The 8,769-nt window shown below is 52.6% G+C and carries 12 protein-coding genes and 1 tRNA gene; 6 read left to right on the top strand and 7 right to left on the bottom strand.

Annotation, left to right across the window (positions count from 1 at the left end; all coding sequences use genetic code 11):
- Positions 1 to 115 precede the first annotated feature (115 nt).
- The gene (metK, locus tag AC1HCM_RS06870) at positions 116 to 1,243 is read left to right on the top strand and encodes a methionine adenosyltransferase (RefSeq protein ID WP_479461026.1); all 1,128 of its coding nucleotides are present in this window, start codon (positions 116 to 118) and stop codon (positions 1,241 to 1,243) included.
- Here the strand turns inward: metK and AC1HCM_RS06875 are convergent.
- Genes AC1HCM_RS06875 through AC1HCM_RS06890 form a run of 4 tightly spaced genes read right to left on the bottom strand, consistent with a single transcriptional unit; the run spans position 1,217 to position 3,649 of the window.
- Positions 1,217 to 2,386 (bottom strand): ATP phosphoribosyltransferase regulatory subunit, encoded by a 1,170-nt coding sequence (locus AC1HCM_RS06875; RefSeq protein WP_479461027.1) that lies wholly within the window; start codon positions 2,384 to 2,386, stop codon positions 1,217 to 1,219. The two genes, metK and AC1HCM_RS06875, sit on opposite strands and share 27 nt — an antisense overlap.
- Positions 2,383 to 2,880 (bottom strand): LabA-like NYN domain-containing protein, encoded by a 498-nt coding sequence (locus AC1HCM_RS06880; RefSeq protein WP_479461028.1) that lies wholly within the window; start codon positions 2,878 to 2,880, stop codon positions 2,383 to 2,385. The genes AC1HCM_RS06875 and AC1HCM_RS06880 overlap by 4 nt, the downstream gene beginning before the upstream one ends.
- Positions 2,877 to 3,077 carry a hypothetical protein gene (locus AC1HCM_RS06885; RefSeq protein WP_479461029.1) on the bottom strand — a complete coding sequence of 67 codons (201 nt, stop codon included), beginning with the start codon at positions 3,075 to 3,077 and terminating at the stop codon, positions 2,877 to 2,879. Before AC1HCM_RS06885 ends, AC1HCM_RS06880 begins: the two co-directional genes overlap by 4 nt.
- Positions 3,077 to 3,649: a nucleotide exchange factor GrpE gene (locus AC1HCM_RS06890; protein ID WP_479461030.1), complete on the bottom strand. Its 573-nt coding sequence runs from the start codon at positions 3,647 to 3,649 to the stop codon at positions 3,077 to 3,079. Before AC1HCM_RS06890 ends, AC1HCM_RS06885 begins: the two co-directional genes overlap by 1 nt.
- Before the next feature lie 71 nt (positions 3,650 to 3,720).
- Between AC1HCM_RS06890 and AC1HCM_RS06895 the strand changes: the two genes are divergently transcribed.
- The 3 genes from AC1HCM_RS06895 to AC1HCM_RS06905 all read left to right on the top strand — a co-directional run bounded on the left by AC1HCM_RS06895 (position 3,721) and on the right by AC1HCM_RS06905 (position 6,002).
- Complete coding sequence (locus AC1HCM_RS06895) at positions 3,721 to 4,989, top strand: nicotinate phosphoribosyltransferase (RefSeq protein WP_479461031.1); 1,269 nt, start codon at positions 3,721 to 3,723, stop codon at positions 4,987 to 4,989.
- 3 nt (positions 4,990 to 4,992) lie between these two features.
- Positions 4,993 to 5,066, top strand: a tRNA-Arg gene (locus AC1HCM_RS06900).
- A 9-nt stretch (positions 5,067 to 5,075) separates the two neighbouring features.
- Positions 5,076 to 6,002: a polyprenyl synthetase family protein gene (locus AC1HCM_RS06905; RefSeq protein ID WP_479461032.1), complete on the top strand. Its 927-nt coding sequence runs from the start codon at positions 5,076 to 5,078 to the stop codon at positions 6,000 to 6,002.
- Here the strand turns inward: AC1HCM_RS06905 and AC1HCM_RS06910 are convergent.
- On the bottom strand, positions 5,980 to 6,738 hold the full coding sequence (locus tag AC1HCM_RS06910) for a PP2C family protein-serine/threonine phosphatase (protein ID WP_479461033.1): 759 nt from the start codon (positions 6,736 to 6,738) through the stop codon (positions 5,980 to 5,982). The genes AC1HCM_RS06905 and AC1HCM_RS06910 overlap by 23 nt on opposite strands.
- On the bottom strand, positions 6,735 to 7,160 hold the full coding sequence (locus tag AC1HCM_RS06915) for a hypothetical protein (RefSeq protein ID WP_479461034.1): 426 nt from the start codon (positions 7,158 to 7,160) through the stop codon (positions 6,735 to 6,737). Before AC1HCM_RS06915 ends, AC1HCM_RS06910 begins: the two co-directional genes overlap by 4 nt.
- Before the next feature lie 17 nt (positions 7,161 to 7,177).
- Between AC1HCM_RS06915 and hisA the strand changes: the two genes are divergently transcribed.
- Positions 7,178 to 7,903 carry a 1-(5-phosphoribosyl)-5-[(5-phosphoribosylamino)methylideneamino]imidazole-4-carboxamide isomerase gene (hisA, locus tag AC1HCM_RS06920; RefSeq protein WP_479461035.1) on the top strand — a complete coding sequence of 242 codons (726 nt, stop codon included), beginning with the start codon at positions 7,178 to 7,180 and terminating at the stop codon, positions 7,901 to 7,903.
- On the opposite strand, the gene AC1HCM_RS06925 is transcribed toward hisA, so the two are convergent.
- Positions 7,881 to 8,291, bottom strand: coding sequence for a phosphate-starvation-inducible PsiE family protein (locus AC1HCM_RS06925; RefSeq protein ID WP_479461036.1), 411 nt, complete (start codon positions 8,289 to 8,291; stop codon positions 7,881 to 7,883). The genes hisA and AC1HCM_RS06925 overlap by 23 nt on opposite strands.
- A 101-nt stretch (positions 8,292 to 8,392) precedes the next feature.
- Between AC1HCM_RS06925 and AC1HCM_RS06930 the strand changes: the two genes are divergently transcribed.
- Positions 8,393 to 8,769: response regulator transcription factor (locus AC1HCM_RS06930; RefSeq protein ID WP_479461037.1), on the top strand; the 377-nt coding region annotated here is incomplete at its 3' end.

Raw genomic sequence — 8,769 nt, forward strand, 5'->3', positions numbered from 1 at the left:
AGAGCCCTTTGACCCTGATGTTCACCCAGACTGGGAACCGAGGAGGCTCTGCCCGGACCAGAAGATAGACCATACCGTTCCCGACGAACCTACCGAACCCTGATAAAATAGGGGTATGTACTCTCTCAGGATGGCAGAGTCCGTCACCGAGGGACACCCCGATAAGGTGGCGGATCAGATAGCGGACGCTCTTCTTGATGAGTTCATAAAGAAGGACCCTTACAGCAAGGTATCCCTTGAGATACTCGTCACCACCGGGCTCGTCATGGTCGGAGGAGAGCTCTCAACCGAGAGCTTTGTTGATATACCGAAGGTGGTGAGGGGAGTGGTAAAGGACATCGGCTACACCAAGCCGGAGCTGGGCTTTGACGCTGACACCTGCGCTGTCATAACATCCATAGACGAACAGAGTCCCGAGATAGCCCTTGGAGTCTCCGGTGAAGGAGCCGGGGACACGGCGATAGTTGTCGGCTACGCTGTTGAGGAAGCTCCCAACCTTATGCCTTGGGCTATAACCTTAGCCCACAGGATAACGAGGAGGTTGGCTGACCTGAGGAAGACGGGTAGCTTTCCCTTCCTCAGACCCGATGGGAAGGTACTCGTCACGATGGTTTACGACGATGGGAAGCCTAAGTACGTCAAGGACATAGTTGCCTACGTCCACCACGACCCCGATGTATCACTCCAGAACCTCAGGGAGATGGTCGTTGAGGAGGTGATAAGGAAGGAGGTTCCCCAAGAACTCCTTTCGGAGGACACCGTGGTGAGGGTTAATCCCACGGGGAGGTTCGTTATAGGAGGTCCTGTGGCGGACACCGGCTTGACGGGAAGGAAGATAGTATCGGATGCCTACGGTGATATAGGGTTCTCTGGAGGCAGTGCCTTCTCGGGGAAAGACCCAACAAAGACGGACCGCTCGGGCTCTTACATGGCGAGGATGATAGCTAAGCACGTGGTTGCCGCAGGACTGGCTGAGAAGTGCGTCGTTCAGATAGGGTACGCCTTCGGTCTTACGGAGCCCGTAGCCTTTGATATAGAGACCTTCGGTACGGAGAAGGCGCCAAAGGAGAGGATAGAGGAGGCGGTCCTGAGGGTCTTCCCCCTCAGGGCGAGCGATATAATAGAGTTCCTTGACCTTAGGAAGCCCATATACAGGGATACAGCCTGCTACGGTCAGTTCGGAAGGGAGAGGTTCCCCTGGGAGAGGCTTGACTACTTAGAAAAGCTCCAGGAACTCCTTTAGGGTGTGGAGGGTGTAGTCTTTGACCGTTGTGTAGACCCTCACATCCTTTTCATCCCTGACTACGACCGCCTTCCCGTATCCTTGAGAGAAGGCGTGGTCAAGGGAGTGCCCCAAGGACCTCTTCACTATGTCCCTGCCAACCTTGTAGCCCTTAGCCCTCAGGGTTGAGGCTAGCCTAAAGCCAAACCTCCTATCTTCGGACATATCAATTACGAAGAAATCCTTCTCCTCTCTCCCGTGCTCCAGCAAAGGCAGTAGGGTATCAAGGTAAACCGTCCCACCGGTAGCGGGGAAGGAGGCACCGTAGAGCTCGGGCAGAGCGTTGTACCTTCCACCGCCGGCAACGGGCGAACCGAGTGATGGATGGAAGAACTCAAAGACTATGCCGGTGTAGTATGGGAACTCTCTAACCTCTGAGAGGTCGTATATAAACTCAACCCCAGCCTGGGTGAGGAGCTCGCCCAGCTTTTCCAGCTCTCTCCTCTCCTCCTCAAGGTCAAGCTCGCTCAGGAGGGATAGAGCCTCTTCCTTTCCCTGCATAAGGGGCAGCCTGGATTTGTAGCCCTCACCGAAGGTCTTTCTCAAGAGTGTGAGGTTCTTTTCCCTGAAGGCTTCCCTTACCTGATACCTTCTCTCCTCCTCAACCTTAGAGAGTATCTTCCCCACTATGTTCACGTGCCCTATGCTGACGACCGTGTCCTTGAGACCTATTTCCCTGAGGTAGTCGCTGAGGGAAGCTATGACCTCGGCGTCCCCCTCCACGTCGCCCACGCCCAGGAGCTCAATACCTGCATGGAAGCTCTCACAGGTCCTCCTTCCCGTCCTGAAGAGGGTACCAAAGTAGTAAACCCTCAGGGGAAAGTGCCACACCTTGAAGAAGCTCACACTCCTCACGACCTGAGCGGTGAAGTCAGCCCTGAGGCTTATCAGCTCACCACCCTCAACGTCTTTCAGTACTATAGCCTCCTTAGCCCTTTCACCGAGGGCTCTCTCCTGAACCTCATAGCGTTCAAAGGCGGGAAGCTTGAGATAGTCGTAGCCCCAGCGCTCAAAAACCTCCGTGGCTTTGATACACCTCTTGAGCGTGTTTGACTCTTCAAAGGTAAGGAGCCTCTCAAAAGGGAGTATGTTGGGTCTCTTCATCGGAGGGCTTCCTCCAGCTTTATCTCGTCCAGAATCTCCTTCAGGTCTATGTACCTGTCGGCAGCGTTCACCACCTCAATTGAGGAGCTGTCCCGAGTTGAGACGCATATCACCTCCTTCCCAAAGGACCTGAGAACGTTTATGAGCTTCTCAAAGTCGCTGTCTCCGGAACAGAGGATGGCGACATCGTAGTTGTCCTTGGTAAGGAGCATATCAATGGTGATGTCAACGTCAAGGTTTCCCTTGAAGCTCCCATCGGGAAGGTGCTTTAGAGGCTTCCTTACGACGGTTACCCCGCTGAAGGCTAGCATCTTGTAAAACTTCTCCTGCCTGTCGTCCTCCTCCCTGTAGGAGAGGTAGAAGAAGACATTGTAGATGCTGTAGAACTTCTTGAAGTACTCAACGAACTTGACTATGTCTATCCTCGCGTTCAGGAAGTTCTTCTGGATAAAGTAGAGGTTGTTCCCGTCTATGAAAATGCCCGCCCTCTTCATTCCTCTTCACCGACCACATACCACACCCTTACACCGGCGGACACGTGGGAGTTCCTCTGCCAGAGGGTCTCAACGTTTACCACCTTGACCCTGTTAAGCCTTATCCACTGATTCACCTGCTCCTCAAGGAGCTCCTCCATGCTCTCGTCCTTGAAGGGAGCCATCTTTCTGTGAAAGTCCTTGAATCTAAGCTCCATCAGGTTATCTCCTCCTCAGAGACCGACACCACAACCCTTGCAGGTCTTATAACCTTGTCGTGCAATCTGTAGCCCTTCTGGAGAACCTTCACCACCGTGTTAGGCGGATATTCACCGGTGGGCATAGTCTCCACAGCCTCCGCAAGGTAGGGGTCAAACTCCTTTCCCTCAATATCTATCTCACGTATATCGTACTTCTCAAGTATCTTCTTGAGCTCGGAGTATATAAGCTCCACACCCTTGAGCAGGGAGTCAAAATCCCTCGTTATCGTGGCAGCCTCAAGAGCCCTCTCAAAGTTGTCAAGTATCTGGAGGATGTCCAAGGCGAGCTTCTCGTAACCGTACTTCCTCTGCTCCTCAAGGTCCCTCCTGTAGCGCTCCTTCATGTAGTCAAGCTCTCTCTGGAGCTCGGCGGACCTTATGTTTGAGCTCTTCGCCACGTTCTCAAGCTTCTTGACCTTCTCCTCCAGCTCCTTTATCCTGTCCTTGAGCTGCTTAACCTCCTCCTCTTCCTTCTTCAGTTCCTCTTTCACTTCAACGAGCTCTTCCTTGATTTCCTCTTTCCTTTCCATTTTCAACCTCCTTTTCAGATTATAAGGATAAGTTTAAACCCCTTAATTTACAAGAGGTTAAAATAACTCCCATGGAAAAGCTCGGACTCTGCACAGACCTCTACGAGCTCACCATGGCTCAGAGCTACCTTGAGCACGGAAAGACGGGGAACGCCGTCTTCAGCCTCTTCGTGAGAAAGCTCCCCGAAAACAGGAACTTTCTTGTCTCCTGCGGTCTTGAGACCCTCCTTGAAAGGATAGAGAGCTTCAGGTTTGGTGATGAGGAGCTCCGCTACCTGAAGGGTCTCGGAAAGTTCTCCGACAGCTTCCTTGATTACCTGAGGGAGTATGAGTTCAGGGGAAACATCTACGCCATCCCCGAGGGCAGGGTTGTCTTCCAGAACGAACCGATAGTCCAGGTTGAGGGTCCCCTGCCCGATGTCCAGATACTTGAGACCCTGGTCATAAACGTCATCCACCTCCAGACCGTAATAGCTGCGAAGGCTGTCAGGAGCTACCTCGTCTCAAGGGGGAAGAGTCTCGTAGACTTTGGCTTCAGGAGGGCTCACGGACTTGAGGCTGGTATCTACGCAGCGAGGGCTTCCTACATAACCGGCTTTGCCGGTACCTCAAACCTTGAGGCTGGCAGAAGGTTCGGCATACCTGTCTTCGGAACGGTTGCCCACTCCTACATAATGGTCTTTGACAGGGAAGAAGAGGCTTTCGCCGCCTTTGCCAAGAGCTTTCCCCAGAACGCCGTCTTCCTCCTTGACACCTACGATACGATTGAGGCAGCCAAGAAGACCGTGGAGCTTGCAAAGAGGGGGATAAGGGCGGTCGGGGTCAGGCTTGACAGCGGAGATATAAAGAGCCTATCAAGGGAGGTGAGGAGGATACTTGATGAGGCTGGGCTGAAGGACGTGAGGATAATAGTCAGCGGGGGTGTTGATGAGTACAAGATAGATGAGTGGCTTTCTCAGGGTTGTCCGATAGACGCCTTCGGCGTGGGTACGAAGTTCATAACCTCTGCGGATGCTCCCTATCTTGATATGGCTTACAAGCTGGTGGAGTACGAGGGAAAGCCCAAGTTCAAGACGAGCCCAGGGAAGAGGACCTTCCCCTTCAAGAGGCAGGTCTTCAGGTTTTACAGAGACGGCATCTTGGACCACGACGAGGTCGTTCCCTACTGGGAGGAGGCGGATGGGGAGAGGCTCGTAAGGGAGGTGGTTAGGGAAGGAAGGCTAACAGAAGCACTCCCTTCACTGGAGGAGATAAGGGAAAGGCTGATGGAGGACCTTGAAAGGCTACCCCAGGAGCTTAAATCTTTAAAGAAGGCGGAGTACGAGGTTATCATAAAATAATCAGTGCCCGTAGCTCAGATGGATAGAGCACGGGGCTCCGGACCCCGGGGTCGCGGGTTCAAGTCCCGCCGGGCACGTTGGAAGAGATGCTGCTCTTGGACATAGTTGAGAAGAGGCTTCTTGAGGAGTTAAACCCCAAGGTGCGCCTTGTCCTTGAAGCGGGGCGCTACCTTATAGAGGGAGGAGGAAAGAGGCTTAGACCTCTCATAACCATGCTCTCCTGCGGTATGTGCGGGGGAGACCCCGAGAAGGCTCTACCCCTCGGTGTCGGTCTTGAGTACATACACGCTGCCTCCCTACTCCACGACGATGTGGTTGACGGAGCAAAGAAGAGGAGGGGCAGGGATTCGGCGAACCTTGTCTTCGGAAACGATGTGGTGATACTTACGGGTGACTACATGTATGCAAAAGCCCTTCACCTCTTTTCAACGTACGGAAACATTGAGATGATAAAGATAGTCAGTAAGGCTGTCATGGATATGGCTGAGGCTCAGGTCCTTGAACTCAGCAGGGTTGGAGAGCTGATAGACGAGGAGGAGTACTTCAGGATAATAGACGGGAAGACGGGTGTGCTCTTCGGTGCCTGCGTTGCGGTGGGGGGTCTGGCGGGAGGATGTGAAGATAGCGAAAAGCTCTACGAGATAGGTCTCAGGATAGGGAGAGCCTTCCAGCTCGTGGACGACCTCCTTGATTACGTTGGAGATTCCAACAAAACAGGCAAGCCCGTGGGGAACGACCTTAGGGAAGGGAAGACAACCTATCCTCTCCTCTCTGTCCTTGAAAACCTTGACAAGAGAGAGGTTGAGGAGCTCCTGAGGGAAGTAAGCCCTCCCCCTGAGAGGGTTGAGAGGCTAAGAGAGAAGGTCGTAAGGCTTGGGGGAGCCCAGAGAACGAGGGAGAGGGCTCTCAGAGAGCTCTCCGTGGCAAAGGAGCTCCTTACGAGTTTTCCTGAGAGTACTTACAGAGACGAGATACTCAGGATGGTTGACTTCATCCTGCAGAGAGAACTCTGAGGATTATGAAGCTCACATTGTCCCTCCCCTCAAGGTAGGACTTTCTGAATAGAAGCTTCCCAGCTTCCTCAATGTCCATGCCCATGATGAGACCGAGCTCCCCTTGGGAAAAGACCTCCCATAGCCCATCCGAGCACACCAAGTAGGTGTCCCCCGCGAGGACATCGGTCTGTAGGCAGTGGAGCTCAAAGCCTTCCCCAGGAACGCCCAGAAGGGCTGAGGTGAGTATATTTCTGTAGGGATGGCTTCTTAGCTCCTCCTCATCTATGTAGCCCCTCTCGTAAAGCTCGTAAGCCTCAGTGTGGTCCCTCGTGAGCCTCTGAACTCCTTTCCTGAGCCTGTAGACCCTACAGTCTCCCACGTTAAATACAACGCACCCAACCCGATGCAGGAAGATACCAGCTATAGCCGTTCCCATCCCCGCACACCTTCCCGTACTTCTTACGAAGGAGTCAAGCTCCGCCTTACACTCCCTAAGAAGGAGATCAACCTCTTCACAGGAGGGAGCAAACCTCCCTCTGAGACACTCCAGAACGAGGGCGCTTGCCTTCTCTCCGCAGGGAAGACCACCCATCCCGTCCGCAACAGCGAAGATGCCCCTCTCAAGTTCAATCTCCCTTGTCTGGGGAGCATCCATTGATGTACCGCTTACAACTTCCTCCAGTATAAGGAGGGAGTCCTCATTCCTGTCTCTCACCCTTCCCCTGTTTGTAAGGTAAGAGAGCTTTACCCTCACTGCTGAGCTTCAAAGAGCCTTATGAGGACTATGTTCTTGAGCTTTTCAAACTGCTGAGGTGTAAGGGTTTCCTTTAGGAACCTCACGCTCCTTGCGTTCAGGATTGACATCTCAAGCTTAACCGAGGCTATATCCGCCAGGACTTCCCTTATCTCCTTTTCCTTTCTTCCCTCAAGTATCATCAGCTTTGCCTTCCTGCTCAGGTACTCAAGTATCTTCCTGTTTCTCTCCACCTCCCCCTCGTTGCTCTTAACGAACTCCTCTATCTTCTTCATCTGCTCCTCGTCAAGACCGAGCTCCTCTGAATACTTGAACACGAAGGGCATGAGGAAGACCCTCTCAACGAGGTAGTACCTGCTGAGGCTCTCCTGAGCCATAGCCAGTCCCAAGAGCAACAGGAGGAGGGAAAGGAGCCTAATCATGGCGTAGAATATTATAGATGGATATAAGAGAGTTCGTTATACCTGCTGTAGATATAAAGGGAGGTAAGGTCGTCCGCCTTTTCAGAGGGGAGTTTGAGAGGTCCAAGGAGTACCCCTATTCTCCCGTTGAGCTCGCCCGTATATACGATAGAGCGGGCTTTAAGAGGATACACGTCGTTGACCTTGACGGCGCCCGTGAGGGTGTCCTGAAAAATATGGACCACATAAGGGCTGTAAGGGAGGTCTTTGGGGGTGAGATTGAGGTCGGGGGAGGTATCAGGAGTTACGATACTGCCAAGATGCTCTTTGAAGAGGGTATGGACTTCGTTGTTGTGGGAACGATGGCTGTGAAGGACCCCGAGGGATTTACCAAACTGCTGAAGGACTTCCCGGGCAGGGTTATCCTCTCAATAGACTCAAAAGGAGGGAAGGTAGCCATAGGGGGCTGGAAGGAGGAGAGCTCCCTGAGGCCTGAGGAGATGGCGGAGCTTTACGATAGTAAGCCTATATGGGGATACCTATACACGATAATAGAGAGGGACGGGAGCCTCTCGGGTGTTGATCCCACTCCCTACCTTGAGATAAAGAGGCACATAAGAAAGCCCCTCTTGGCTTCGGGCGGTGTGTCCTCTGTTGAGGATGTAAGGAGGCTGATGGGGGTTGTTGAAGGCGTCGTCGTCGGCAAGGCCATCTACGAGGGCAGGATACCGGTTGAGGGTCTTACTGGGGTGGAGAGAACCTGACGGCAATTACCCTTAAAACACCGAGGCTTAAGATTATCCCTACGTAAGCCAATGTAGGTTGCAGGTCTATCTCCTTTCTGCTGAAGGTCAGAACTACGAGCTCCCTTATAAAGAATATTACCGCTGTATCAACCACATAGGTTAGCTTTATCCTTCTCAGTTCAAAGGCACTTGTGAGGGTGATCAGTATCTCATAAAGCACGAGGAGGTTTAGAACCTTAACTATCAGACTGTAGCTATGGCTCTCGGAAAAGAGCAACCTTGGGAAATCTTCAAGCGTGTAGAGAAGTATCTTTATCAGCTCTAAGGATAGGATGAACCACATGATGGCTTTCACAGAGCCAGCGAAGAGGTTTGTGGGTTTGAGGATCTGGGATGCTTCTTTCATTCTCTGTGTATATGGTCTCTATATTTCGTTAAGCTTTCGTTAGCGAGGTGTTAAGGCTCTGTTAACCTAAACTTAACATGGGCAAGAATACATTTATAGGTATGCCAAAGGTCTTTCTCGTTGAGGACGATGAGGATATCGCCTTTGTGGTAGCCCAGAGCCTCAGTAGGGAGGGTTATGAGGTCAGGAGCTTTCAGAGGGCTACCGATTTTTACTCCGCCCTTGATAGGGAGAAGCCGGACCTCGTTATACTTGACATCATGCTCCCTGACTTTGACGGTTTCAGAATAGCCCGCTTCCTCAAGAACAGGCCTGACCTTGCAGACCTTCCCCTCATATTCCTCACCGCCAAGGTGGGGGAGGAGGATAGGCTGAGGGGATTTGAGCTCGGTGCGGACGACTACATAACCAAGCCCTTCTCGGTGAGGGAGCTCGTGGCAAGGGTGAACGCCCTTATGAGGAGGGTGGGAAAGAGGAG

The organism is Hydrogenivirga sp. (assembly GCF_056450045.1).

Excerpts from the sequence above, each read along its gene's own strand:
- metK (WP_479461026.1), top strand. The coding sequence starts at position 116 with ATGTACTCTCTCAGGATGGCAGAGTCCGTCACCGAGGGACACCCCGAT.
- AC1HCM_RS06875 (WP_479461027.1), bottom strand. The coding sequence starts at position 2,386 with ATGAAGAGACCCAACATACTCCCTTTTGAGAGGCTCCTTACCTTTGAA.
- AC1HCM_RS06880 (WP_479461028.1), bottom strand. The coding sequence starts at position 2,880 with ATGAAGAGGGCGGGCATTTTCATAGACGGGAACAACCTCTACTTTATC.
- AC1HCM_RS06885 (WP_479461029.1), bottom strand. The coding sequence starts at position 3,077 with ATGGAGCTTAGATTCAAGGACTTTCACAGAAAGATGGCTCCCTTCAAG.
- AC1HCM_RS06890 (WP_479461030.1), bottom strand. The coding sequence starts at position 3,649 with ATGGAAAGGAAAGAGGAAATCAAGGAAGAGCTCGTTGAAGTGAAAGAG.
- AC1HCM_RS06895 (WP_479461031.1), top strand. The coding sequence starts at position 3,721 with ATGGAAAAGCTCGGACTCTGCACAGACCTCTACGAGCTCACCATGGCT.
- AC1HCM_RS06905 (WP_479461032.1), top strand. The coding sequence starts at position 5,076 with ATGCTGCTCTTGGACATAGTTGAGAAGAGGCTTCTTGAGGAGTTAAAC.
- AC1HCM_RS06915 (WP_479461034.1), bottom strand. The coding sequence starts at position 7,160 with ATGATTAGGCTCCTTTCCCTCCTCCTGTTGCTCTTGGGACTGGCTATG.
- hisA (WP_479461035.1), top strand. The coding sequence starts at position 7,178 with ATGGATATAAGAGAGTTCGTTATACCTGCTGTAGATATAAAGGGAGGT.
- AC1HCM_RS06925 (WP_479461036.1), bottom strand. The coding sequence starts at position 8,291 with ATGAAAGAAGCATCCCAGATCCTCAAACCCACAAACCTCTTCGCTGGC.